The organism is Pseudomonas sp. NFPP25 (assembly GCF_900116505.1).
GTDB classification, from domain to species: Bacteria; Pseudomonadota; Gammaproteobacteria; order Pseudomonadales; family Pseudomonadaceae; genus Aquipseudomonas; species Aquipseudomonas protegens.
The window spans coordinates 204,620-228,140 of record NZ_FPBG01000005.1 but is presented as its reverse complement, the minus strand read 5'-3'; the positions used below and the strand labels follow the sequence as shown (position 1 = coordinate 228,140).

At 63.0% G+C, this 23,521-nt stretch carries 21 protein-coding genes and 1 tRNA gene; 12 read left to right on the top strand and 10 right to left on the bottom strand.

Annotated features, from left to right (window positions below; genetic code table 11):
• Positions 1–45: 45 nt before the first annotated feature.
• Positions 46–690, bottom strand: coding sequence for a hypothetical protein (locus tag BM382_RS21025; RefSeq protein WP_011058704.1), 645 nt, complete (start codon positions 688–690; stop codon positions 46–48).
• A 198-nt stretch (positions 691–888) separates the two neighbouring features.
• On the opposite strand from BM382_RS21025, the gene BM382_RS21020 reads away from it, so the two are divergent.
• The 10 genes from BM382_RS21020 to BM382_RS20975 all read left to right on the top strand — a co-directional run bounded on the left by BM382_RS21020 (position 889) and on the right by BM382_RS20975 (position 10,242).
• Positions 889–2,274 carry a sodium:solute symporter family protein gene (locus tag BM382_RS21020; RefSeq protein WP_072443810.1) on the top strand — a complete coding sequence of 462 codons (1,386 nt, stop codon included), beginning with the start codon at positions 889–891 and terminating at the stop codon, positions 2,272–2,274.
• Positions 2,275–2,303: 29 nt separating this feature from the next.
• A complete protein-coding gene (gene speB, locus BM382_RS21015) occupies positions 2,304–3,260 on the top strand; it encodes an agmatinase (RefSeq protein WP_019093902.1) in 957 nt (318 codons plus the stop codon).
• A 113-nt stretch (positions 3,261–3,373) separates the two neighbouring features.
• A tRNA-Thr gene (locus BM382_RS21010) sits at positions 3,374–3,449 on the top strand.
• 265 nt (positions 3,450–3,714) lie between these two features.
• The gene (locus BM382_RS21005; RefSeq protein WP_011058701.1) at positions 3,715–4,698 is read left to right on the top strand and encodes a helix-turn-helix domain-containing protein; all 984 of its coding nucleotides are present in this window, start codon (positions 3,715–3,717) and stop codon (positions 4,696–4,698) included.
• A gap of 161 nt (positions 4,699–4,859) precedes the next feature.
• On the top strand, positions 4,860–5,894 hold the full coding sequence (locus tag BM382_RS21000; protein WP_011058700.1) for a DUF1254 domain-containing protein: 1,035 nt from the start codon (positions 4,860–4,862) through the stop codon (positions 5,892–5,894).
• 213 nt (positions 5,895–6,107) lie between these two features.
• On the top strand, positions 6,108–6,959 hold the full coding sequence (locus tag BM382_RS20995) for a MipA/OmpV family protein (RefSeq protein ID WP_072443808.1): 852 nt from the start codon (positions 6,108–6,110) through the stop codon (positions 6,957–6,959).
• A 35-nt stretch (positions 6,960–6,994) separates the two neighbouring features.
• Positions 6,995–7,822, top strand: a complete 828-nt coding sequence (locus BM382_RS20990; RefSeq protein WP_072443806.1) for an acid phosphatase — start codon at positions 6,995–6,997, stop codon at positions 7,820–7,822.
• A 13-nt stretch (positions 7,823–7,835) separates the two neighbouring features.
• Positions 7,836–8,630 (top strand): hypothetical protein, encoded by a 795-nt coding sequence (locus BM382_RS20985; protein WP_011058697.1) that lies wholly within the window; start codon positions 7,836–7,838, stop codon positions 8,628–8,630.
• A 79-nt stretch (positions 8,631–8,709) separates the two neighbouring features.
• Entirely contained in the window at positions 8,710–9,096 is a 387-nt protein-coding gene (locus BM382_RS20980; RefSeq protein ID WP_072443804.1) for a c-type cytochrome, read from the top strand.
• A 24-nt stretch (positions 9,097–9,120) separates the two neighbouring features.
• Complete coding sequence (locus BM382_RS20975; RefSeq protein ID WP_072443802.1) at positions 9,121–10,242, top strand: lysozyme inhibitor LprI family protein; 1,122 nt, start codon at positions 9,121–9,123, stop codon at positions 10,240–10,242.
• Between the two features lie 72 nt (positions 10,243–10,314).
• Here the strand turns inward: BM382_RS20975 and BM382_RS20970 are convergent, their stop codons facing one another.
• Positions 10,315–11,010 carry a tetratricopeptide repeat protein gene (locus BM382_RS20970; RefSeq protein WP_011058694.1) on the bottom strand — a complete coding sequence of 232 codons (696 nt, stop codon included), beginning with the start codon at positions 11,008–11,010 and terminating at the stop codon, positions 10,315–10,317.
• Between the two features lie 5 nt (positions 11,011–11,015).
• Entirely contained in the window at positions 11,016–11,681 is a 666-nt protein-coding gene (locus tag BM382_RS20965) for a hypothetical protein (RefSeq protein ID WP_239690415.1), read from the bottom strand.
• 136 nt (positions 11,682–11,817) lie between these two features.
• Between BM382_RS20965 and BM382_RS20960 the strand changes: the two genes are divergently transcribed.
• Positions 11,818–12,666 (top strand): hypothetical protein, encoded by an 849-nt coding sequence (locus BM382_RS20960; protein WP_041774032.1) that lies wholly within the window; start codon positions 11,818–11,820, stop codon positions 12,664–12,666.
• Positions 12,667–12,746: 80 nt separating this feature from the next.
• On the opposite strand, the gene BM382_RS20955 is transcribed toward BM382_RS20960, so the two are convergent.
• From BM382_RS20955 to BM382_RS20945, 3 genes are all read right to left on the bottom strand, one after another.
• Entirely contained in the window at positions 12,747–14,030 is a 1,284-nt protein-coding gene (locus BM382_RS20955; RefSeq protein ID WP_072443798.1) for an OprD family porin, read from the bottom strand.
• Between the two features lie 238 nt (positions 14,031–14,268).
• Positions 14,269–14,658, bottom strand: a complete 390-nt coding sequence (locus BM382_RS20950) for a nuclear transport factor 2 family protein (RefSeq protein WP_015633792.1) — start codon at positions 14,656–14,658, stop codon at positions 14,269–14,271.
• A 27-nt stretch (positions 14,659–14,685) separates the two neighbouring features.
• Entirely contained in the window at positions 14,686–15,381 is a 696-nt protein-coding gene (locus BM382_RS20945; protein ID WP_072443796.1) for a DsbA family protein, read from the bottom strand.
• A 262-nt stretch (positions 15,382–15,643) separates the two neighbouring features.
• On the opposite strand from BM382_RS20945, the gene BM382_RS20940 reads away from it, so the two are divergent.
• Positions 15,644–17,743, top strand: coding sequence for a TonB-dependent receptor (locus BM382_RS20940; RefSeq protein ID WP_072443794.1), 2,100 nt, complete (start codon positions 15,644–15,646; stop codon positions 17,741–17,743).
• 81 nt (positions 17,744–17,824) lie between these two features.
• On the opposite strand, the gene BM382_RS20935 is transcribed toward BM382_RS20940, so the two are convergent.
• From BM382_RS20935 to BM382_RS20920, 4 genes are all read right to left on the bottom strand, one after another.
• The gene (locus BM382_RS20935; protein ID WP_011058687.1) at positions 17,825–18,025 is read right to left on the bottom strand and encodes a hypothetical protein; all 201 of its coding nucleotides are present in this window, start codon (positions 18,023–18,025) and stop codon (positions 17,825–17,827) included.
• Between the two features lie 244 nt (positions 18,026–18,269).
• A complete protein-coding gene (aguA, locus tag BM382_RS20930) occupies positions 18,270–19,376 on the bottom strand; it encodes an agmatine deiminase (RefSeq protein ID WP_011058686.1) in 1,107 nt (368 codons plus the stop codon).
• Positions 19,377–19,381: 5 nt separating this feature from the next.
• On the bottom strand, positions 19,382–20,260 hold the full coding sequence (gene aguB / locus BM382_RS20925) for an N-carbamoylputrescine amidase (protein ID WP_011058685.1): 879 nt from the start codon (positions 20,258–20,260) through the stop codon (positions 19,382–19,384).
• A gap of 269 nt (positions 20,261–20,529) precedes the next feature.
• The gene (locus BM382_RS20920; protein WP_072443792.1) at positions 20,530–23,448 is read right to left on the bottom strand and encodes an aminotransferase; all 2,919 of its coding nucleotides are present in this window, start codon (positions 23,446–23,448) and stop codon (positions 20,530–20,532) included.
• Between the last annotated feature and the right edge of the window lie 73 nt (positions 23,449–23,521).

The window sequence follows — 23,521 nt, the reverse complement described above, 5'->3', positions numbered from 1 at the left end:
TCACCCCCGGCCTGCTACCCCAGGCCGGGGCTACCCTCCAACGGCTCAGCTACCCGGGCACTTGCTGTCCACCGGCGGCTTGGCCTGGACCGCCATCGGCATGACCGCTCCCGGCTTGCCCAGGGGCAACAACTGGTACACCGCAAAGGCACACATGGCTGCGGTTTCGCCGTTCGCCTGGGGGATGTAGTTCAGACCGACATAGGCCTCGTAGCTCTTGCCCGGCTCGAACAGCACCACCTTCCTCACCTCAGGGCAGGTGCTGTAGGTGCTGCCATAGCCACCTGCCGCCACGCCCCCGCCTTCCAGCAGGAAAGGCCGGCCCGCCGGTACCCGGTACTCGGTGGCGATCTCGTTGTAGGCGCCCTCGCCCCTGCGGATCGCCCCTGCGTAGGCCGGCAGTTTCGGCGCGAACCTGGGCAGCATGTCGATCTGCCGGGGCTGCACCGGGAACTGCGGGTAGTTGATGTTGGCCTGTTGATCGCTGCCGAAACGCCCGGCCTTGGCCAGGCGCTTGCTGTCCCCCAGGCACCCGGCATAGGCGTCCCCGCGCACCTCGCCGTTGGTGATCACCCGCAACTGCGCGGTCGGCACGCTCAGGGGCGGTTCCGAATAGGGCTGTACCGGTTTGACACTGCAAGCGCCGAGCAACGCCAACGCGGCCAGCAGGGTGGGAGTTGCGAGATTCATCACTGAAGTTTCCTTTGACTGAGGCGGCCACCGGGCCCGCACAGGCTATCGGCCGAGTGTCCGCAGCCTTCACTGCCACCCAGGCACTTTCCACAAAACACAAGCCAGCTTGTGCCCGCCGGGATGTACCCGGCAACCCCTGCCACCTACGCTGCGCCGACCTGCCTTCAACAACAAAAACAAAAGGAAGCGACGGTTATGGCACTCGATTATCTGGTAATGGCGATCTACGTCCTGCTGATGGCCAGCCTCGGCTGGTGGGGCATGCGCAAAGTGAAAAACCAGGATGACTTTCTGGTGGCCGGGCGCCGCCTGGGCCCGGCCCTGTACCTGGGCACGCTGTCGGCGGTGATGCTCGGCGGCGCTTCCACCATAGGCTCGGTGCGCCTGGGCTACAGCTACGGCATTTCCGGGCTGTGGCTGGTGTTCATGCTGGGCCTGGGGATCATCGTGCTGAGCCTGGTGTTCTCCCGGCAAATTGCCCAGTTGCGGGTCTTTACCGTGACCCAGATCCTGGAGCAGCGCTATCAGGCGTCCTCGCGGCTGATCGGTGGCTGCGTGATGGTGGCCTACGACCTGATGGTGGCGGTGACCGCCACCATCGCCATCGGCTCGATCACCGAAGTGGTGTTCGAGATCCCGCGGATCACAGCGATCCTCTGCGGCGGCGGCCTGGTGATCTTCTACTCGGTGATCGGCGGCATGTGGTCGCTGACCCTCACCGACATCATCCAGTTCGTGATCATGACCCTGGGGATCTTCGGCGTCCTGCTGCCCATGAGCCTGGGCCAAGCCGGCGGCCTGGAAGCCTTGCAGGCCAACCTGCCGGCGGGCTTCTTCGAGCTGGGCAATATCGGCCTGGACACCATCCTCACCTACTTCCTGCTGTACTTCTTCGGCGCCCTGATCGGCCAGGACATCTGGCAGCGGCTGTTCACCGCCCGCAGTGAAAGCGTGGTGCGCTACGCCGGGCTCGGCGCCGGGATCTACTGCATGTTCTATGGCGCCGCCTGCGCCCTGGTGGGGGCCGCCGCCAAACTGCTGCTGCCGGACCTGGCGGTGGCGGAAAACGCCTTCGCCGAAGTCACCCGCAGCGTGTTGCCCGCCGGCCTGCGCGGCTTGGTGGTGGCCGCGGCCCTGGCCGCCATCATGTCTACCGCCAGCGCCTGCCTGCTGGCGTCGGCCACGGTGCTCAAGGAAGACATCTACAGCCGCTTCCTTACCCGGGGCGGGGAAAACCACTTGGCCAGCAGCCGCTGGATCACCCTCGGGCTGGGGGCGGCGATGCTGTTGATGGCGTGCCTGGTGAACGACGTGATCGCCGGGCTGAGCATCGCCTACAACCTGCTGGTGGGCGGCCTGCTGGTGCCGATCATGGGCGCGCTGCTGTGGCGCCGCGCCTCGGCCAGGGGCGCCATCGCCTGCATGCTCACCGGCAGCCTGACGGTGATCGCGTTCATGGTCCGCGACGGCATTCTCGCCAACACCCCGATCTACTACGGGCTTGGGGTCAGCCTGCTGACCTTTGTCGGCGTCAGCCTGACAAGCCGGGCGGCACCGGCACTGCGCAGCGCCACCGAATAAATCCTTCACAGCGAACAAGGAACCCCGCCATGTCCAAGCCCTTTCCCCAACCCGTGGATGCCGCCCTGGTCCCACGCTTCGCCGGCATTCCAAGCTTCATGCGCCTGCCGCTGTTCGACGACCCGGCCCAGGTGCAGATCGCCCTGGTGGGCGTGCCCTGGGACGGCGGCACCACCAACCGTGCCGGTGCCCGCCACGGCCCGCGGGAGGTGCGCAACCAGTCGAGCCTGATGCGCAAGGTGCACCATGTCAGCCGCATCGCCCCCTATGACCTGGTCCGGGTCGGTGACCTGGGTGATGCACCGGTGAACCCCATCGACCTGCTGGATTCGCTGAAACAGATCGAAGGTTTCTTCAGCCAATTGCACCAGGCCGGCGCCGTGCCCCTGGCGGTGGGTGGCGACCACCTGGTGACCCTGCCGATCTTCCGCGCCCTGGCCCGCCACCGGCCCATCGGCATGGTGCACTTCGATGCCCACTCCGACACCAACGACCGCTACTTCGGCGACAACCTCTACACCCACGGCACGCCCTTTCGCCGCGCCATCGAAGAAGGCCTGCTGGACCCCAAGCGCACGGTGCAGATCGGCATTCGCGGTTCGATCTACAGCGCCGACGACGAGGCTTTCGCCCGGGACTGCGGGATTCGCGTGATCCACATGGAAGAGTTCGCCGACATCGGCGTCGAAGCCACCCTGGCCGAAGCCCGGCGCGTGGTGGGCGACGGCCCGACCTACATCAGCTTCGACGTCGACGTGCTCGACCCGGCCTTCGCCCCCGGCACCGGCACCCCGGAGATCGGCGGCATGACCACCCTCCAGGCCCAGCAGATGATCCGCGGCCTGCGCGGCCTGAACCTGGTCGGCGCCGACGTGGTGGAAGTCTCGCCGCCCTTCGACGTCGGCGGCGCCACCGCCCTGGTGGGCGCGACCCTGATGTTCGAGTTGCTGTGCATCCTCGCCGAATCGATAGCGCAAGGCTCCTGAGGAGGGCCAGCCAATCGTTTGCCAGCGGACGCGGCCCTGAGCGCTTCGCAAAAATAGTCAGATTTCAGGGGTTTACAGAAGCCCGCCAATCGCTATAATCGTCGCCCTGACACGCCGGTATAGCTCAGTTGGTAGAGCAACTGACTTGTAATCAGTAGGTCCCGGGTTCGACTCCTGGTGCCGGCACCATACAAAACAAAGCCCTCGCAGCGATGCGAGGGCTTTGTTGTTTCCAGGGTCAAACAATCCTCTCCCGATGCCTTCAGCACCTTGCTGGACCCGGCATCACTGCGCTTCAGCCCCCCTTACCCTTCTTCGCAAGTCCCACAAGCACAACGTCCTTCGTGTTTAATGCACATCGCCAGCACGACTCCGGCAGGTGTTTTGCGCTAGTGTTTCCTGCGGACTCGGACGTTCCTCACGTGCACGGCCTTTGAACCAGGTGCAAACGCTCATGACCCATGCAACGCCCTCCATCAAACTCAGCACGCTTCAGCAAATAGCGCCCTACCTGAGCATGCGCGGGGTGTCGCCGCTGGAGTTCTTCCGGCGTTACGGGATTTCCCCGCAGGTTTTTCAATACCCGGATGCCTGGGTGCCGCGAGCGACCTGTTTTCACATCGCCAATGAAATGGCCGCGGTCGCACAGGACCCCTTCGCGGGTGCAACGGTGGGGCATTTGATCGAAGTACGCTCACTCGGCGCCTGGGGCGGGTTGATCCTGGGTTCGACCAACCTTGCCCAGGCGTGCGCAGTGGCAGCGATCCATACGGACTTACTGCATCAAGGAAGTGACGTAAGAATCGTTACCGAAGGCCGTACGACGAAGCTGATCCAGCAATTCACCGGGCAGCACGGGGCTGATCCGAAGCAGGTCATTCTCGGCACTCTGGCGCTGCTGAGGAAAGTGCCGCTCATGTCCGGCGAGCCTTGCGCCATACGGGTGCATCTGCAAAACCCGCGGGAGCGAGGAGATGAGGCGCTGGAGGAGTACCTGGGGCCGAATCTGCACATGAACGCGAAGCACAACATGATCGAATTCGATCGTGAGCTGCTCGACACCCCTCTGCAACCTGCCCGGGATGATGCCTGGAAAGTCACCGAGGCCTTGAAGTCGACCGCGCAAGCCGCCGGTGTGCTGATCGAACGGATCGCGGATCAGGATCGATCCAAACTTACCGCTATTTCAAGAAACATCGGCTTGTCTTCCCGAACGCTACAGCGGCGCCTCAAGTACTGCGGCATCGACTTCGAAGACCTGCGTGACGAGACCCGTCGCAGCGAAGCACTGCAATTGATTGCCAGCGGCAAATACACCGCGACCGAGATTGCCTACATGGTGGGCTACAGTGACCAGGCGCACTTTACCCGAGCCTTCAAGCGCTGGACCGGAAGTTCGCCGTCGCGCTACCGCTCGCTCTTGAAAGATGATCGTTAACCTCTTCGTCTGACCCTCCCGCCCTACTATCGGGCGCCTTCAAATAACCCACTTCGCGGTACTTGCCTGGTGTGCTTTTGGCACCAAATGGCAAGTTTCCAGCAGGGTGTTCTTATAAAGTCTGAAAAGGTAATGCCCACTTAAAAGAGCTAGAGGTTTACATGCCCGATTCATCCACGGCCTGCATCGTCGCCCTGACGCTGGCCACTTTTGCCAGTGCACACGCTCAGTCATCCGCTGATGCGACGGTGCGGGTAAATGTCGATAACTTTGCTCGCGCCGAGTCCGACCTCTACATGGGCAAGAGTGTGAAGAGTGGAGGCTTGGGGCGGTTTGTTCACAGCCGCGAAGCGGTTGCCATCGACGCTCAGGATGTCATCCGCATGAACAGGGACACGCTTTACTCGTCAGCGGTGTTCGATCTCGATGCCGGCCCGGTAACTGTCACCTTGCCTGAAGCCGGTGAGAGGTTCATGTCGATGCAAGTGGTCAACGAAGATCACTACGTGCCGGCAGTCATTTATGGGCCCGGTCCCCATACGCTGGCGAAAGAGGACATCGGCACACGCTATGTATTTGTCGCTATCCGCCTGTTCTTCGACCCCACGGATCGCAAAGACCTCGAGCAGGTGCATGCGCTGCAGGACGCCATCCAGGTCAGCCAGGCCAGGCACGGGGAGTTCGTGGTTCCGAAGTGGGATCAGGCGAGCCAGAAAAAAGTGCGTGATGCCCTGGCTGTTCTGGGTTCGACCCTTCCCGATTACAACCAGTCCTTTGGCCCGAAGGGCAGGGTCGATCCGGTGCGCCACCTGATCGGAACCGCAACGGGCTGGGGCGGCAACCCGAGCAGGGACGCCATCTACCTCGGAGCAGTATTGCCGCACAACGATGGAAAAACCGTCTACCGGCTCAAGGTTGAACAGGTACCGGTCAAGAGTTTCTGGTCTGTGAGTGTTTACAACGCCGACGGGTACTTTCAGAAAAACCCCTATGACGCCTATTCGCTGAACAACCTCACTGCCAAGAAAAGTGCCGATGGTTCAATTGTCATCCAGTTCGGGGGTTGCGAGGCCAAGGTCGTCAATTGCCTGGTTACGACACCCGGCTGGAACTACACCGTCAGGCTCTATCGACCGAGTAACGAAATACTCAGTGGCCAATGGCGTTTTCCAACGCCCGAGCCCGTCGATTTGTAAATTCGATTATTCGAGCAAGTGCAAGTTTGTCGAAACGACGGACTCCTGCCATCGGTACTTGTAAACGCACTGGGGCGATCCATGAGGCCAGCGCTTGCGCCGGGGGTTTACCGGCCTGCACTCGCCTCGGATACCAGCACCTGCAAGTTGAATAGTGGTGATCAACTCAGCAATGGCTCTGCACTACAGAGTTCACACCCAAGGAAATGAACAATGACACTCAAGGATCATTCACATTCTTTCAGGTCTCCCGTGGTGTTCTCCCTAGGTGCAGCCCTTGCATTGATGCTGGTGCCGCCTGCCCAGGCTGCCCCGGCCGATTCAGGCGGCACGCCATCGGTGACGGTAGGCGGCGGCTTGGCTGTTGGCCCGTTGTACCAGGGCGCTTCCCACTACGCCGCCTTCCCGTCACTGAAGCTCAAGGCGGTCATGCCGACCCAGGACTGGGGCACCTTTACCGCGGCCTTTCCGGAAGGGCTGCGGTGGGATCTGCCGGGGCTGGCGCCTTTCGGCGTGGCCCTGCTGGTGGGTTATGACCCGGGGCGCAAGGAACGCATTCACACCCTGGACGGCCGTGATGACTACCTGCGGGGCATGGGCAACCTGGACAGCACCGCCCTGGTGGGGGCGGAAGCGTACTGGATCCTGCCCGCCGGCCGCTTGTTCGTACGCGGCCTGCAATCGAGCCAGAGGCGCAATTACGGTGGCGAAAGCCTGGCCCGTACGGCGTACCTGGAAGCCGGGGTCGCCACCACCTACCCGCTGTCTTCGACCTTGACCCTGGACTCGACGCTGTACGGCACCTGGAGCAACGAGAACGACATGATGGCCCGCTTCGGCGTCACCGCCCAGCAAGCCGCACGCACCCGGTTCGATGAATACCACTCCGGTGGCGGGATGCGCGACGTGACCTTGAAGCTGGGCCTGACCTGGCAATGGCAGCCACAGCTGGCGCTGGAAGGGGGCATCAAGACCTACGCCCTGGTCTCCGACGCCCGTGACAGCCCGCTGACGGGGGAAAAGGTCGGGGCCGGAGCCTATCTGGACGCCTTGTACCGGTTCTGATCAGCCGTGGTCATGGATAGAAAAGAGAACGCACGATGAAAAAAATACCTGAATCCTTCGCGGTGACACTGTCCCTGGCCGGCCTGCTCTGGTCGGCATGGGCGCTGGCCGAGGACGCCGCCATGAAGGTCACCGACCCGCACTTCAAGCTGGCGCCAGGCTACCTTGAACCGGCTGACTTGCCTGTACGCCTGGCCTTGCTCGGGGCCCCGCCAAAACCGGGCTCCGCGGCCCTCGCGCGGGATGAAGAAGCACGGCGTGCGGCGCTGGCGCTGCGTGGCTCGAGCCGGGAGAAACTCGCGGCAACCGATGCAGAACTGTCATTCCCCGGCCCGGCGAAAACCTTCTCTTGCGCACTGGGCACGCAGATCAGCGAAAAGAGCACACCCCATCTCTATACCTTGATGCAGCGCACCCTGACGGATGCGGGGGGCTCCACCTACGCCGGAAAGAATGCCTACAACCGTACTCGCCCCTTCGTGGTGCATGACGAAGGCACGTGCCGCAAGGACATGGAGCCACTGCTGCGCACGGATGGCTCCTGGCCCTCCGGCCACTCCGCCGCGGGCTGGGCCTGGGGCCTGGTCCTGGCCGAGATCAGCCCGGCCCGCGCCACCGAACTGATGACCCGTGGCCTGGCATACGGCCAGAGCCGGGTCATCTGCGACGCCCACTGGCAGAGCGACGTGGACGCTGGCCGCATCATGGGGGCCGCGACGGTGGCCAGCCTGCATGGCAATCCGGCATTCCTCGCCGATCTGGCGGCCGCGAAGGAGGAGGTCAAGGCAGCGCAGCAGGCCGGCCTGAAGCCTGCCGAGGACTGCGCAGCCGAAGGCGTGGCTCTTGGGCTGACCCAGCACTGATCGGAGAAACAGCATGATCCACCGTGACCATCCGCACTCACCGTTGCTGCACCGGCGTACCCGCCTGGCGCTGCTGCTCGGTGCCTTGACGACCGCCGGTACCAGCCTGCCGCCCGTGGCCATGGCGGCAGACGACGATGGCTGGCGGTTCAACGGCGGCCCGTACGTGTGGGGCGCCGGGATCCGCGGGCACGTAGGCCACCGCAGCACAGGGACCCAGTTCATCAAGTCCGACTTCTCGGACATCGCGCGCAGTGTCGACATGTCGGTGATGCTGATGGGCGAAGCGCGGCGCGGCCCCTACAGCGTGCTCGCCGACCTGATGTACATCGACACCGACACCCGCAACCGGCTGCCAGCCGGAGCGCTGGCGTCCAAGCTTGAGGTGCAGAGCAAGACCGCCTCGGGTTTCCTGGGGGGCGGCTACCAGGTGCTGGGGGATGACGATCATCGCCTGGACATCGCCGGCGGCGTGCGCGTCTGGTACAGCAGCACCAGCATCACCCTGCACGGTGGGCCGGCCGGGGGCCTGTCGGGCTCGGACAAGGCCACCTGGGCCGACGCGATGGCGGGGTTGCGCGGGCACTACGCCGTGAACGAGCGGTTCTGGCTCTCCGCCTGGGGCATGGCGGGCGCCGGGCAGTCCCGGGAAGACTGGGACCTGGCCGCACTGGCGGGCTGGGAGTTCCTGCCGGGCTTTTCGGCGGTGGCCGGCTACCGGGCCATGGGGGTCGATTATCGCCATGACGGGTTTGTCTACGACATCGTCCAGAAGGGCCCGCTGCTGGGTATCAGTGGGCGCTTCTGAGCCTTGTATCGCAAGGCTCCCCCCAGGCATGCGCTTCATGCTCCAATAGCCGCCGATTCCAGCTGCACGCAGGCCGCCCATGAAGCCCATCGCCGTATCGATCCTAACCCTGTTGCTCCACTCCCTGCTATTCAGCGCCCCGGCCCTGGCCGGTGATGCCGAAGCCGGCGCCAAGCTGTTCAAGCGCCTGTGCAACGGCTGCCATAACATCGGGCCTTCGGTGCGCAGTTCCTTCGGGCCGCAGCTCAATGGCATCATCGACCGCCCCGCCGGCAGCGCCGCGGACTACCAGTACTCGACGGCCATGAAGTCCTCGGGCATTGTCTGGAGCCGGGACAAGCTCATCCAGTACCTGGAAGACCCCAAGGCCGTGGTGCCCGGTACCCGGATGATTTTCTGGGGGCTGAGCGATGAGGAAAAAATCGATAATCTGCTGGCCTATCTGCAGACGTTCCAGACCCCCTGACCCGTTTTCGACAAGGATGTGTTGATGAAGCTCCCTTTGCTCTCGCTGGCGGCCATGAGCCTCGCGCTGGCGCCCGATCTGCAGGCCGCCGGCTTCGACTGCGCCAAGGCCTCGACCCAAGTGGAAAAGACTGTCTGCGCCACGCCGACGCTGTCCGCCAAGGACGAGGAGATGACCCGCCGCTACCAGGCGCTGAAGCACTTGCAGGTGTTCCGCCTGCTGCAAGGCCACTGGTTGAAGAACACCCGCAATACCTGCCCCGACACCGATTGCCTGGAGTCGGTCTACCGGGCCCAGGTGAAAATGCTCACGTCGCTGCCGATTCCTCCCGAGCCCGCCCCGGACGCACTGCGCCCACTGGCTCCCGGCGAGGCGTACCTGGTATATGACCCGGACGACTGGCAGAACTTCACCCTGGCCACCTTCAACAGCACCCTGCCCCAGGGCGACCAGCAGATCGTCGATGCCCAGGTGATAGCCGGGGTGTTGCATGTGGTGCTGTTTGTCGGGCGCTATCAGCAGGGCAAGCCGGTGTATGTCGGCACCCTGTATGAGTACGCCGATGACCAGCCGGGGCTGCATCCCATCGCCCAGGACATCGCCTTCGCCGGCTGGGCCAATCCCGGGGCCAACGACCAGGGGCCGCGCTACGCCGGGATAGTCGATGGCCAGTTCTACTACCGCGAGCAGCTGGCGGGCCAGTTGCAGCAAAGCATGGTCTACCGCCTGGGTTCGCGCAGCGCGCCCTCCAGCACCCAGCAGGTGTTCCAGGTTGGCTCCAACACCTTCATGCACGCCCGGGCGCGGGTGGAGCAGGACCTCAATCGCGACAGCAGCCAGCTGTCCCTGAACTATGACCGCGCCAACGCGGGCAGCCATTCGGAGAACATCACCGAGCAGAAACAGCCCGATGCCGGATGGGCCATCGTCAACCCGACCTGGAGCACCACGCGCCCGGTGCTGTACTTCGATAACCAAGGGCCCCGGGCCTGTATCTGGCGGGTCGATATGCGGGGCAAGGAGTTGTCGAAGATAGTCACCGATCACGACGCGATGTCGGCCCGGCCGGTGGATATCCATGGCCGTGAAGCGGTGGTCTACCTGCAGGGCAACCAGCTGAAGTTCGCCATCAATCCGGACGACTGACGAACAGCGTTCGCGGATAAAAAAAGGCTCGCGATCAGGCGAGCCTTTTTTATTGCATCAACCACGCTGCATTCAAGGCAGCTTGATCTTGTACTCGGCCAGCTTGGCCTGGTGCTGCGGCTCGACGTACTTCTGGTTCACCAGCTTGGCGAACTGGGCAAAGTCGGCGCGGGCGTCGTCGGTCTGGCCCAGTTTGTCGTAGGCCAGGCCGCGGTGGTAGAAGGCCCAGGCATAGTCGGGCTGCTTCAACAGGCCTGTGCTGTAGGCTTCCGCGGCCTCGCGGTAGCGACCCAGGTCGTACAGCGTCTGGCCCAGGTGGTAGTAGGTCGGCATGTTGAAACCGCTGCCCTTGCCCGCCTCGCCCAGGTTGTTGTCAAGGTTGGACTGCACCAGCTCCAGGGCCTTTTGCGGGTTGCCCGCTTCGCGATACAGACGGCTCAGGTCCAGCACCGCCCGAGCATCGGGCTTGGGGCCCAGCTCGATGGATTTTTCCTTGGCGGCGATGGCTTCCGGGTAACGCTTGAAGCTGGCGTAGGCATCGGATTTGAGCCAGTACACCAGGCTCTGCATGGGCTGGCTCAGCTGGTTCTTCTCAAGGCACAGGTCGGCCTCTTGCAGCACCACGTCGAATTTTTCGGCCTTGGAAGCCTGGCCCACCATGCGGCAATGGGCGTAGTTGATCTGGTCCTGGCTCTGCAGGCTGGCGCAGCCAGTCACAGCAAGGGCACACACAAGCAGGAGCGACCCGCGTACAGACAATGAAGGCATGTTTTTCAATCCAGCAGATGGGCGTTGAGGTCTGGGCGATACACCTGCAGCAACGGCGCGGTGACCGTACCCTGCAAGCTGCAGAAGATCGTGGTGCGTCCGGCAATCGGTGCGTGGGTGGTACCGATGTCGATGCTCAGGATGCGTTCGACATAACCGAACGGCGTAGCCACGCCACCGCCCGCCAGGCCTTCGGTGCGCCACTGGTCGATGGGGTCGCCGACCCGGCGGATCTCCACCCGGCTCATGGCGCTGCGGTCTTGCTTCAGGCGGCTGTTGTCCACCAGCAGCGGCTTGAGCGCCGCGGCCACGCCCTTGGGCTGGCCCTCGGCGACAAAGCCCCAGAACAGCAGGTTGCCCACCGACTTCAGCGACTGAGCTTCGTTGTAGTAGCCCACCAGGCGCACGCCATTGACCAGCAGCGGCTGTTCGAAGGCCTGGTAGCGCCCGCCTTCCTGCAAAGGGTTCATGACCTTGGGCGCGCTTACCGCACCGTACCGGGCCAGGCTCAAGGTGCCGGTCGGCAGTCGGGCGGTATTCAGGTTCTGGAAGAACTGCGCATCGCAGCGGGAGAAGTCGCTCAGCAACTGCTCGGGCGCAGTCGCTTGCTGGCCGTGGGCGATGCTGGCGACGCTCAGCAGGCACAGGCCGGATAGCAGGGTACGGAACATCGAAATCATCCGTGACAAGACAGGGGGGTGGACTGTAACAAGATTGATATGCGCCAACCACTGGCTGAAAATCCCGGCGCCCCGCGACTTGGCCATTCATGCCCTAGCTTTCCCTGCCCCAAGGACCACCTATCAAATGGAACTCTCGGAACGACTGCTGAATATCCTCAAAAACAACCCCAGCTGGATCGGGCGGGTATATGAGTCATTCATCATTTCCGCGATCAAGGAATTCGAGCGCAACAATCCGCCGGCCCATAGCCCCGACTTTGATCCAAAGACCAACCAGCGGCCTTACGGATACCGGCACAACAAGCTGTTCGACCCGGCCAGTGAAGACAATGGCGAAACCGATGTGGCGGATATCTATTTTGGCTACCCACAACCGCTGCTGGATGCGTGCAAGATCACCACAGATCCGTTGGTAGAGGACCAGAGCTGGTTCTGCCGGACAACCTGGAACGGCTGGGCAGTGGAGGTCAAAACCAAGCGCGTCGACAAAACAGATAGGCCGCTGCATCACCTGGCCTTTGCCGGGGAACTGAACACCGCACTGCCCGTGGCGCGCAAGACAGCCTGGATGCAGACCCGCAACGGCGAGGAATTGATCAGCAACCAGCTCAAGCGCCGCTGGGCAGACCTGTACGTCTACATCCTCTACCAACTCGATGACGGGCTTCCCGACTTCACGGGCGCCACCGGCACTTACATCCTGGTGATCCCGACGCTCCTCTTGAATGAAGCCTTGAGAGACACAAGTGAAGACGCAGAAACCATACAGCTGAACAAACTCATGAAGATTCTGGACCTTCATCACCTGCGCTACTTCACCCACCTGACGCAAAACATTCCGGGAAAAATGCTCCAGCTCGCCAGTGAACAGTGGCAAGCAATGTTTGCCTACAAGCGTGAAGGCGACGCCTTGAAACGACAGTGGTACGAAAACACCTACCTGCCCTCGCAGGCAAAACCCCAGAAACAATAACCCGGACATGAAAAAGCCCCAAACCAGTCGGGGCTTTTCGTGTGGCAACCACCTGGTATCAGGCGGTGATCAGGCGTTCATCAGAACACGTTGATCGGGTAGTCGACGAACACACGCAGTTCGTTGCCACCTTTGTTGTACTCATACGACTTCTGCGACACACGCAGAACCGAGCTGCGCACTTTGACGCTCAGGTCCTTGGCCGGGCCGCTCTGCACTACGTACTTGAGCTGGTTGAAGATTTCTCGCTCGCTGCCACCAGTGCTGTTGACGGTGGTGATGTTGTCGCCACGCACGTAGGCCACGTTGTAGGTCAGGCCCGGTACGCCGAAGGCGCCGAAGTCCAGACCGTAGCCCAGTTGCCAGCTGCGTTCGTCTTCGGCGTTGAAGTCGGACCAGTAGGAGTTGGCCAGGTAGATGGTGTTGCCGCCATCACCCACATAGCCGGACTTCTGATAACCGCCATAGGCGTAGCCCAAGTGGCTGTCGCCGGTGCTGCGCTGATGGGCGACGGTGAACGAGTGCGGGCCAGTGGCGAAGGTCGCCGCCAGGCTCCAGATCTTGTTGTCCTGGCCGCCGGCGTTGAGGTCCTTGGCGAAGGATTTGTCCAGCTTGGTGCGGTAACCGTTGAAGTCCAGGGTCAGGGACTGGTCGGTGGCCAGTGGGAACACGTAGTTGAGGTTCACGTATTGTTTCTTCAGCACGTCTTCGACGTCGGATGCGTACAGCGCGCCCTTGAACTGTTCGGTGAACTGGTAGCTACCGCCCAATACGTTGATCGACTTCAGGCCACCACTGTCACGGCCTTCGGCGCTCTTGCGCGATTCGGCGGTGAAGTGACCGGCGTTCAGCTCCAGGCCCTTGATCTCCTTGGAGGTGATCAGGGTACCGGTGTAGCTTTCCGGCAGCAGGCGCGAGTTGTCGTAGTTCAGCACCGGCAGGGCCGGCATCTGGTCACCGTAGGTCAGCACAGTGTTGGAGAAACGGAACTTGACTGCAGCACCGGCCTTGGCCAGGTCGTCTGCAGCGCTACCGCTGTCACCCTGCTTGAAGAAGTCGATGCCGCCGGCACCGCTGCGACCCTTGCCGCCGTCCAGGCGCAGTGCGTACAGGCCGAAGGCGTCAACGCCCACGCCCACGGTGCCTTGGGTAAAACCGGAAGAAAAGGTGCCGATGGCAGCCTGGCCCCACTCGGCCTTGTCCTTGTTACGGTCTTTGTAGTCACGGTTGATGTAGGCGTTGCGCAGCAGCACTTTCAGGCTGCTGTCTTCAACAAAACCCTTGGCGTCGGCCTGGCCGTCGGCCATGGCCTGTGTAGCGCTCAAAATCCCCAGTGCAATCAAGCAGATCCGCTGTTTAAACATTTTATTTTCCTTATTACGGTTTGGTGACGCGCTGTGAGCTCCGCGGCTATGGCGATTGAACGCTCTTCTACCGTTGAAACAAAAAAGCCCGACCGCGGGTGAGCGCGACGGGCCTTTTATTATTCTGAAATATGGCTCCTGGCCACAGGCGTTGGGGCGAATCCTATCTGCGCCTTTAACAACGTGTCAATTTCGTGAATCGTCTTTGAATAGCTGAAAATATTCTAAGAACTGCGGGCTAGAGCATTGCCAGCTGCACACTGTGACTGTCCACGAATTGTTCGAAGTGGGTGACCTTGCCATCTTTAAGTGTCCACAAGTGAGCCACCCGTACATCGATCGGTTTGCCCGAGGCCTTGTAGACGCCCTGGTAATTGCCATAGGCGAACACCTTGTCGCCCTGGGCCACATAGTTCTCGACCTTGAAGGTGAAGTCCTGCCATTCCGAGCCCAGGCGCTTGAAGACGTGCTCCAGCACCGCCTCGAACCCTATATAGGTGCCGGCATAGGGAAAGCCCGCCGCCTCGGTCCAGCGGGCATCGGGGGCCAGGGCCGCTGCGGTGTTGCGCGCATTTTCCTGGGAGTTGGCACCTTCGTAGGTGCTCTTGATCAACGCTAGGTTATCCATGGGTGACTCCACGCAGGTCAGGTGAGTTCAGGGTGTGCAACCGTCCAGGCCACAGGCCTGGGCCACGCCATCGTGAGGGCCGCTATCGGCGCCCAGGGAGGTCTTCAGCCAGTCGGCGAAGGCCTCGGGTTTGCCCAGCCAGGGGCTGATGTCGAGCAGCTGGTAACGACCATCGCGCTCCAGCACCAGAGTCGGGAAGCCTTGCCCGCCGACCTTGGCCAACAGGGCCCGGCTGGCCTTTATATGGTTGTCCAGTTCATGGGCCACCGCCTGGTCGAAGGCCGCCTCGAAGGCAGCCGGGGCAAACCCCTGGGCCTGCGCCAGCTCCAGCAGCACCTGCCGGTCGGCGATCCTGCGTCCTTCCAGATAATGCGCCGTCTGCAACCGGCCCAGAAATTCCAGGCCCCGCCCTTCCATAGCCTGGGCCGCCAGTACGGCGGCAATCGGCGGCGCCGAGTCGAAGGTGGCCGTCTCATCCCGCAGCAGGCCCTCGAAATAGGCCTGGCCAAAAGGCTGCCCGGTGTACTCGGCGATCCGCCGGTCATGGGGCATGACGTAATCGCGCAGTTGCGGCGAGACCGGCTGGCGGTTGCGCCCGGTCATCATGCCGCCGGCATGGGCCACCACCGGCACCACCGCCTGGGCGGCCTGCACCAGCGGCTTGGCACCGTAGCACCAGCCGCACAGGGGGTCATAAATATAGTGAAGGGTGGCCAAGGACATATCGGGGCTCCAGCAAGGTCTTGAAAATTCGATGTCACGCAGACTAGGCCGCGCGCGCCAAGGGAAAAACCTCGAATTGGCTTTTAGTCTGTTGCTGTAACCGGTCGAATCCGTCTGTTTAGCTTCAGTATGCGAACCGATACCCGAAAGATACATTCAGAAACAAATAGCCTGGGGAACTTATTAGGGAATATTTAACATATGTTAATGACAAGCATTATCATTCGCACCCTCGAATTCCCCCTTCTCGGATGCGTTTCAGATGCCTGCCCATTTCCGCCTCATGCCCCTGTCCCTGGGTCTTTGCACCCTGCTGGCCAGCGGTTTTGCCTGCGCTGCCAGCACTACCCTGCCGATGACCTCCATCAGTGCCGAGGCCGAAGCCGACCCCGATGACCCACGGGTCAAGGAAGTCAGCACTGCAACCCGTACCTCGACCCCGGCGCGCTACGTGCCCCAGGCCATCGACACAATCAAGACCGCCAACGTGCTGGACTACGGCGTCAACGACCTGGGCAGCGCCCTGAGTGGCATTCCCAACGTCAGCAGCGGCTCGGACACGCGCTTCGACAGCCTGCGGATCCGCGGCTTCGATGCCAGTAACGACTTCTACCTGGACGGCATCCGCGACGACAGCCAATACGTGCGCGACCTGCACAACATCGAGCGCATCGAAGTGCTCAAGGGCCCGGCAGCAGTGCTCTACGGCCGTGGCAGCCAGGGCGGGATCATCAACCGGGTGAGCAAGCTGCCGGAATTCGGCCGCCGCTCCAGCGTCGAAGTCCAGGGCGGCAGCCAGGACCTGCGCAGCCTGTATGCCGATCTCAGCGCCGACCCGACAGAGAACATCAGCCTGCGCCTGAACCTGGGCAACGAGGACCGGAACAGTTTCCGCAAAGGCGTCAGCGGCAACCGCCAATTGTTCGCCCCGTCCATGAGCTGGCAACTGACCCCGGACCTGAACTGGCTGGTGCAGTACGAATACAGCCGCTACAACCGCACCCCGGACCGCGGCATCCCCGGGGTCAACGGACGCCCGGCGGACGTCAGCCGCGACACCACCTACGGCGATCACCGCGACTACATCGACGACAAGTCCCAGTCCCTGCGCTCCAAGCTGAGCTACGAGCTCAGCGAGAACTGGCAACTGCGCCACACCCTGGGGGTATTCAAGCTCGACAGCGACTTCGACAACACCTACCAGACCGGCTACAACGCCACGACCGGCAAGGTCCAACGCCAACGCTGGCAGCAGGACCTGAAGACCCGCAACGTCTACAACAACACCGAACTGGAGGGCCGTTTCGACACCTTCGGCCTGGAACATCGCCTGCTCACCGGCCTGGAGCTCGGCAGCCAGCGCCGCGACCCGATCCTCTACAACGCCGCCACTTCCGGGCCGGGCAGCCAGGCGGTGCCCGCCGTCGACCTGTACAACCCCAACCCGTACCAGAGCCACACCGGCCGCATGCAGGTCTCCAGCAACAACCACACCGAGGTCGAAAGCCGAGCCCTCTATGTGCAGGACCAACTGCGCCTGAACGATCAATGGCAATTGCTCGCCGGCCTGCGCTACGACAACTTCGATGTGCAGACCAGCAACCGCAAGAACGGGCTCTCCGAAAGCCGCGAGAGCCATAGCGTCAGCCCGCGCCTGGGGGTGGTCTGGACGCCGCTGGAGCACCACTCGTTCTATGCCTCGTGGAGCAAGTCGTTCTCACCGGTGGGCGGCGGCCTGATCGGCATCACCCCGAACGCCGCCGGTAACGGCAACGACCTGAGCCCCGAGCTCACCCGGCAGAAGGAAGTCGGAGTCAAGAGCGACTGGCTGGGCGAACGCTTGAGCACCACCCTGGCGGTGTATGAGCTGGAGCTCTACAACCGTCGCACCTCCGATCCGCAGGACCGCAGCATCACCCTGCTCACCGGGCTGCAACGCTCCCGCGGCGTCGAGCTGACGGGCACCGGCAAGATCGTCGGCAACTGGTACCTGCGCGGCGGCATCGGCCTGCAGGACGCCGTGGTGGTCAAGGACAACAACGGCTTCGAAGACAAGCGCGTGAACAACGTCGCCAAGCGCAATGGCAGCCTGTTCATCACCTGGAAACCGGAACTGGGCTGGTACGCCGAGACCGGCCTGACCCTGGTCGGCGACCGCTTCGCCGATAGCAGCAACACCGTGGCGCTGCCCGGTTATGGCCGCTGGGACGCCCTGGCCGGTTACCGGCACAAGGACTGGGACGTACGCGCTGCGCTGAACAATATCGCCGACCGCGAGTACTACAGTTCCGCCACCAGCGCCTTCCAGATCCAGCCGGGCGACCCTCGCAGCCTGGTGGTCACCGGCAACTACCGCTTCTGACGCCCGGATGCCCGACATCTGAATGCCAGGCAAAAAAAAGCGCTGCCATCCCGGCAGCGCTTCGCACAATCCCTTGTTTGTCTATCCTTTCACCACATCCCACAACGCCTGCAGTTCCGCCTCGCTGAGCAATCCAGCGGGGTAACGCTCAATGATGATCCGGCGCGGATCAGGTTCCCTGATCTGACGCGTTCCATTGGACTTCAACCACTGGGCCAGCACCTGCAGCGACTCGTTATTCATTGCCAAGGGATGGGACGCCCGCTCGCTGACCATGTTCATTCCAGCGCTCTCCTGGTATCTGAGCGGCCTAACTTATCCAAGCTTTATGACAGAACAACACCGTTCTCCATGTCTCAGAATCACGCCAGGAGAGATACAAGAGCTATGCCAATGTGCCACCTGTGCCGATATACGGCCATGAAAAAGCCCGCGGCCTGTCTAGGCTGCGGGCTGGCTGGCGAAGCTCAGGCCATGGGCCGGGCCGGCACCGGCAAACAACCGGCATCGGCTGTTACAACGGCACTCAAATCCGCTGTGGCGCGGGCTGTTGCTGGGTAAGGCAGTGGATATTGCCGCCCCCCAGTAACAGTTCACGGCCCGGCACCATCACCACTTCGTGCTCGGGAAACAGCTGCTGCAGGATGGCCTTGGCCTGGGCGTCCATCGGGTCGTCAAAGCTGGGCGCGATGATCCCGCCATTGACGATCAGGAAGTTCACGTAGGAACCCGCCAGACGCACCGAAGGGTTGCGCTCCTGGCTGCCCTCTACCGCGTCGACCCCGGCGCATTCCTCTTCGGTGGCGTACAAGGGGCCGGGAATCGGCATCTTGTGCACCTTGAAGGTGCGGCCCTTGGCGTCACGGGTGTTTTCCAGCACCTGCAGGGCGGCCTGGCAACGCGGGTAGTTCGGGTCCTGGGGGTCGTCGGTCCAGGCCAGCAGCACTTCGCCCGGGCGCACATAGCAGCAGAAATTATCCACATGGCCGTCGGTTTCGTCGTTGTACAGGCCATCCGGCAGCCAGACGATCTGCTCCACCGCTAGATGCTCGCGCAGTACCGCCTCGATCTCTTCGCGGGACAGGTGCGGGTTGCGGTTGTGGTTGAGCAGGCATTCCTCGGTGGTGATCAGGGTGCCTTCGCCATCGACGTGGATCGAGCCACCTTCGAGCACGAAGCCCTCGGTGCGGTACTCCTGGCAACGTTCGATTTCCAGCACCTTGCTGGCGACCTGCTCGTCACGATTCCAAGGCGAATACAGGCCGCCTTCGAAGCCGCCCCAGGCGTTGAAACCCCAGTGCACGCCGCGCACTTCGCCGCTGGCGTTGATGACGAAAGTCGGGCCGGTGTCGCGGACCCAGGCGTCGTCGCTGGACATTTCCACCACACGGATATTGGGCACGTCCAAGCGTGCCCGGGCGTTTTCATACTGGGCCGCGGACACCGCCACGGTCACCGGTTCAAAGCGCGCGATGGCCTTGGCCACCGCGGCATGGGCAGCCTGCGCCGGCTTGCCGCCCAGGCGCCAGTTGTCCGGGCGCTCGGGCCAGATCATCCAGGCCTGGGTCTGGGTCGCCCATTCGGCGGGCATGTAGAAACCGTCGGCGCGCGGCGTGCTGTGCAAAGTGCTCATAGTGTTCAGGACTCCAGGGAACCGTCGAGGGTTTTCAGCGCGCCATAGAGGTTCGGACGACGGTCACGGAAACTGCCCCAGGCGCTGCGGATGTGCTCGAGCTCGTCGAGGTCGAAGCTGTGCACAAGGATACCTTCTTCAGTTTGGTTGAGCTCCTGAACCTTCTCGCCGAACTGATTGGCGATGAAGGACGAGCCGTAGAAGGTGATGTCGTAGCCGTCCTGCTCTTCGTTGCCGATGCGGTTGCTGGCGATCAGCGGCATCAGGTTGGCCCCGGCATGGCCCTGCTGCACCCGCTGCCAGTGGTCGCGGGAGGAAATTGTCTGGTCGTGGGGCTCGCTGCCGATGGCGGTGGGGTAGAAGAGAATCTCCGCGCCTTGCAAGGCCATGCTGCGGGCGCACTCGGGGAACCACTGGTCCCAGCAGATGCCCACGCCGATCTTCGCGTAGCGGGTGTTCCATACCTTGAAGCCGGTATCGCCCGGGTTGAAGTAGTACTTTTCGTGGTAGCCGGGGCCATCCGGGATGTGGCTTTTCCGATAAATCCCGAGGTTGCTGCCATCGGCATCGATGATCGCGATGCTGTTGAAACGCGCCCGCCCGGCCAGCTCGTAGAAGCTGATGGGCAGCACCACTTGCAGCTCCCTGGCGACTTTCTGGAAGTGCGCGATGGCGGCGTTGCTGTCCACCGTGGTGGCCAGTTGCAGGTAATCCGGGTTGGGCTTCTGGCAGAAGTAAGGCGCCTCGAACAGTTCCTGGATCAGGATGATCTGCGCCCCCTTGGCCGCGGCTTCGCGTACCAGTTTCTCAGCGGTTTCGAGGTTGGCCTCAAGGTCCCAGGAACAGGCCATCTGGGTAGCGGCGACGGTAACGGTACGGCTCATGGATCAACTCCAGGGCAAGGCGAAGCGGTCGATGACAACGGACACAAGGCACCGGGCACGGCGAGGCCGAGCCTGGATATGGCCACTTTATATCCGATAAATATCGACTTTAAAAGCTGAAAAACCATTAACTACGATAAATTAACGACAAAAAGCCGATAACAATCGAATTATAAAGAAACGCATTCGCCGGCAAGCCGGCTCCTACCAAGCGTTGCAGGAGCCGGCCTGCCGGCGAATGGAGGTCAACGCAAAGCAGAGCCCTGCGCCTACAGCTCTTCGCTCAACACCTTGGCCAGCATGTCGACGAAGAAATCCACGCTCTGGCGAGTCGTGACCATCGGCGGCTTGATCTTGAGGATGTTCAGGTGATCGCCGGTAGGTTGCATGAAAATCCCCAGCTCGCGCAGGCGTTCGCACAGCAGGGTGGTTTCCTCGGTGGCCGGTTCCAGGGTGGCGTGATCGCGGATCAGTTCCAGCCCCAGGTAGAAACCGGAACCATGCACCGCTCCCACCAGCGGGTGGTTTTCCTTGAGCGCCTCCAGGCGCTGCCGGAAGTGTTCACCGACCACCTGGGCGTTTTCCCAGAGTTTCTCCTCCTGCATCACGTCCAGCACCGCAATGCCGATGCGGCAACTGACCGGGCTGCCGCCGGACGAGGAGAAGAAATAGCCTTCGGCCTCCAGCGCTTCGGCGATTTCCCGCCGGGTGATCACCGCACCCAGGGGCTGGCCGTTGCCCATGCCCTTGGCCATGGTGATGATGTCCGGGGTCACGCCCTGCTCCTCGAAGCCCCAGAAGAACTGGCCCATGCGCCCGTAGCCGACCTGGATCTCGTCGGCGATGCACACCCCGCCCCGGGCCCGCACCCGCTCGTAGACCTGCTGCAGGTAGCCCGGTGGCAGCGAAATCCCTCCGGCGTTGCCATACACGGGTTCGCAGATGAAACCGGCCAGTTGGCGTTGCTGCTCATCCAGCTTGTGCAGTTGCTGGTCGACGCTGCGCAGGTAGTGCGGGGTGCTGTCCTGGCCGCGGAACTCGCCGCGATAGGTGTTGGGCGCGGTCACCGGGTGCACCCACTCCGGACGGCTGGTGAGGGCCTGGGGGTTGTCGGCGATGGAGGTGGACACTGCGTCAGCCGCCACCGACCAGCCATGGTAGGCCTCCAGCACACTGAGCATGTCGCGCCCGCCGCTGTAGGCCCAGGCCAGGCGGATCGCCAGGTCATTGGCCTCGGTGCCGCTGTTGACCAGGAACACCCGGTCCATGGAATCCGGTGCCAGGGCCAGCAGGCGCTCGGAGAACTCGGCGATCGCCGCATAGTGGAAACGCGAGTTGGTGTTGAGCAGCGACCATTGCCGCGCCGCTTCAGCGGCCATGCGCGGGTGACCGTGGCCCAGCACCGCGACGTTGTTGAGCATGTCCAGGTAGGAACGCCCCTGCATGTCGATCAAGTGGTTGCGCCAGCCGCGCTCGATCCGCGGCGGATCGACGTAATAGTGCTTCTGCGAGCGGGCAAAACTGGCGTCACGACGCTCCAGCAGGGTTTGCGGATCCAGTTCCGGCTCGGCATCGCAGGCCAGCCCCAGCAGCGCCGCCGGCGAGGGGCAAAGGGCTTGCCAGGCCGGGGCTCGGGACGGCGTACAAAACAGCGGCGGATCCAGTTCGGCAGCGCGACACAGCTGCACCTTGAGCCGACCATCCGCCGCCACGGCGCCCAGCACCTGGCCCTTGACCAGCGCCGCTCCCGGCTGCAGCGAAGGCTCGACGCCCCACAGGTGCATACTCAGGGTCGGGCCATCGAGGCGCAACAGGCCTTGCTCGGCACGGTGCAGGACCCCGGCGAACGGCGCTTCCACAGCGGTGCCTGGCGGCACTTGCAGTTGTACATGCAAGGGGCAGGTCGAGGGTTCCTCGGCGCTATCGGGACGGGTCTGCGACAGGCGGTACTGTCCATAGCGGCTGGCCGCCAGGCCATGGGCGGCGCAGGCTTCGGCCAACAGGCGATCGTCGATCCCCGGCTGCTCCCAATTGCCCGCCTCGAAGTGCGGGCTGAGCACGCCCAGGTCGATCAGGGCGAATTCGCGCCCCACCAGGCTCGGCAACAGCGGGGCGAACCCCTCACCGCCGATGGCAGGCAGTGCGTGCCCGACAGCGGTGAGAATCGCCGCCTCCATGAACTCGAACGACACCGAGTTGGCGACCTGGAAAATCTCCCACTCGTGGCTCAGGTTGGCACGGCTGTAGGCATTGCCCGGGTCGATGCTGACCTGCTGCTCGCCACTGAGCACCAGCACCGCCGCCCGGGCCACGATCAGAGGCCAGAGCGCCAGCAGTTCCGCACGTTGCAACGGGTTGACCTGATGGTAGGCCTGGATCGCCGGGAGGATGCGCAGCGGGTCGCCCTCGGCGTGATGCAGCAGCGCCGCGCAGGTCACCGACAGGTCGGTGATGCGCCAAGTGCGGATCAGGTCGCCGAAATCGATCACCCCCTGCACCTGCCAATGCCGTGCTTCATCCCGCTGCCAGACCACGTTGTCATCGGTGATGTCCATATGGATAGCCTGCACCGGCAGTTGCTCCAGCAGCGGATGCAGGCGGCGCTCGGCGCGTTGCGCGGCGCTGGCGATCACCGCTCGTTGCTGCGGGTGGGCAATGACCGGCAGCAGATGCCCGATCAATGCCTGGGCATGCCGGGCGTCCCATTGCAGGGTGCGCTCCAGGCCCGGATGCTCGAAATCCGCCAGGGCCAGGTCCATCTGCCCGCACAGCCGGCCCAGGCCCGCCACCAGCTCTCCACCCAGGTGCGGCAGCTGGGTCAGGGAGCGGCCTTCTATATAGTCCAGCAGGCGCACGTGCAGCGCTTGCCCGGCGATCTCCAGGGATAGCAGGTCCGCGCCGTTTGTCGCCGGGATGACCCTGGGTACTCGCAGCTCCGGGTGCTGTTGCAGATGCTTGAGGCCGGCGTGCTGCGCCTGCAACTCCAGGACCGAGTAGTCACCGCGGCAGATCTTCAGGACAAACCGCCCCTGGGGGCTGTCGACGCGATAGTTGAGGTCTTGCTGGCTACCCAGCGAGTGCAGGGTGCCGTGCAGGCCGTAGTGGCTTTCCAGCAACTCCAGCGCTTGCTGCGCTAAGACTTGCGGGCTGGGCAGACTGGCACGGTGGATCAAGGTGGCGAGCAACATACAACGACCCCTGGAATTGTTATAGGGCGCTTATATCGCCACTGCGCAAGTTAATGCGCAACCCCAAAGCGCA

Excerpts from the sequence above, each read along its gene's own strand:
- BM382_RS21025 (WP_011058704.1), bottom strand. The coding sequence starts at position 690 with ATGAATCTCGCAACTCCCACCCTGCTGGCCGCGTTGGCGTTGCTCGGC.
- BM382_RS21020 (WP_072443810.1), top strand. The coding sequence starts at position 889 with ATGGCACTCGATTATCTGGTAATGGCGATCTACGTCCTGCTGATGGCC.
- speB (WP_019093902.1), top strand. The coding sequence starts at position 2,304 with ATGTCCAAGCCCTTTCCCCAACCCGTGGATGCCGCCCTGGTCCCACGC.
- BM382_RS21005 (WP_011058701.1), top strand. The coding sequence starts at position 3,715 with ATGACCCATGCAACGCCCTCCATCAAACTCAGCACGCTTCAGCAAATA.
- BM382_RS21000 (WP_011058700.1), top strand. The coding sequence starts at position 4,860 with ATGCCCGATTCATCCACGGCCTGCATCGTCGCCCTGACGCTGGCCACT.
- BM382_RS20995 (WP_072443808.1), top strand. The coding sequence starts at position 6,108 with ATGACACTCAAGGATCATTCACATTCTTTCAGGTCTCCCGTGGTGTTC.
- BM382_RS20990 (WP_072443806.1), top strand. The coding sequence starts at position 6,995 with ATGAAAAAAATACCTGAATCCTTCGCGGTGACACTGTCCCTGGCCGGC.
- BM382_RS20985 (WP_011058697.1), top strand. The coding sequence starts at position 7,836 with ATGATCCACCGTGACCATCCGCACTCACCGTTGCTGCACCGGCGTACC.
- BM382_RS20980 (WP_072443804.1), top strand. The coding sequence starts at position 8,710 with ATGAAGCCCATCGCCGTATCGATCCTAACCCTGTTGCTCCACTCCCTG.
- BM382_RS20975 (WP_072443802.1), top strand. The coding sequence starts at position 9,121 with ATGAAGCTCCCTTTGCTCTCGCTGGCGGCCATGAGCCTCGCGCTGGCG.
- BM382_RS20970 (WP_011058694.1), bottom strand. The coding sequence starts at position 11,010 with ATGCCTTCATTGTCTGTACGCGGGTCGCTCCTGCTTGTGTGTGCCCTT.
- BM382_RS20965 (WP_239690415.1), bottom strand. The coding sequence starts at position 11,681 with ATGTTCCGTACCCTGCTATCCGGCCTGTGCCTGCTGAGCGTCGCCAGC.
- BM382_RS20960 (WP_041774032.1), top strand. The coding sequence starts at position 11,818 with ATGGAACTCTCGGAACGACTGCTGAATATCCTCAAAAACAACCCCAGC.
- BM382_RS20955 (WP_072443798.1), bottom strand. The coding sequence starts at position 14,030 with ATGTTTAAACAGCGGATCTGCTTGATTGCACTGGGGATTTTGAGCGCT.
- BM382_RS20950 (WP_015633792.1), bottom strand. The coding sequence starts at position 14,658 with ATGGATAACCTAGCGTTGATCAAGAGCACCTACGAAGGTGCCAACTCC.
- BM382_RS20945 (WP_072443796.1), bottom strand. The coding sequence starts at position 15,381 with ATGTCCTTGGCCACCCTTCACTATATTTATGACCCCCTGTGCGGCTGG.
- BM382_RS20940 (WP_072443794.1), top strand. The coding sequence starts at position 15,644 with ATGCCTGCCCATTTCCGCCTCATGCCCCTGTCCCTGGGTCTTTGCACC.
- BM382_RS20935 (WP_011058687.1), bottom strand. The coding sequence starts at position 18,025 with ATGAACATGGTCAGCGAGCGGGCGTCCCATCCCTTGGCAATGAATAAC.
- aguA (WP_011058686.1), bottom strand. The coding sequence starts at position 19,376 with ATGAGCACTTTGCACAGCACGCCGCGCGCCGACGGTTTCTACATGCCC.
- aguB (WP_011058685.1), bottom strand. The coding sequence starts at position 20,260 with ATGAGCCGTACCGTTACCGTCGCCGCTACCCAGATGGCCTGTTCCTGG.
- BM382_RS20920 (WP_072443792.1), bottom strand. The coding sequence starts at position 23,448 with ATGTTGCTCGCCACCTTGATCCACCGTGCCAGTCTGCCCAGCCCGCAA.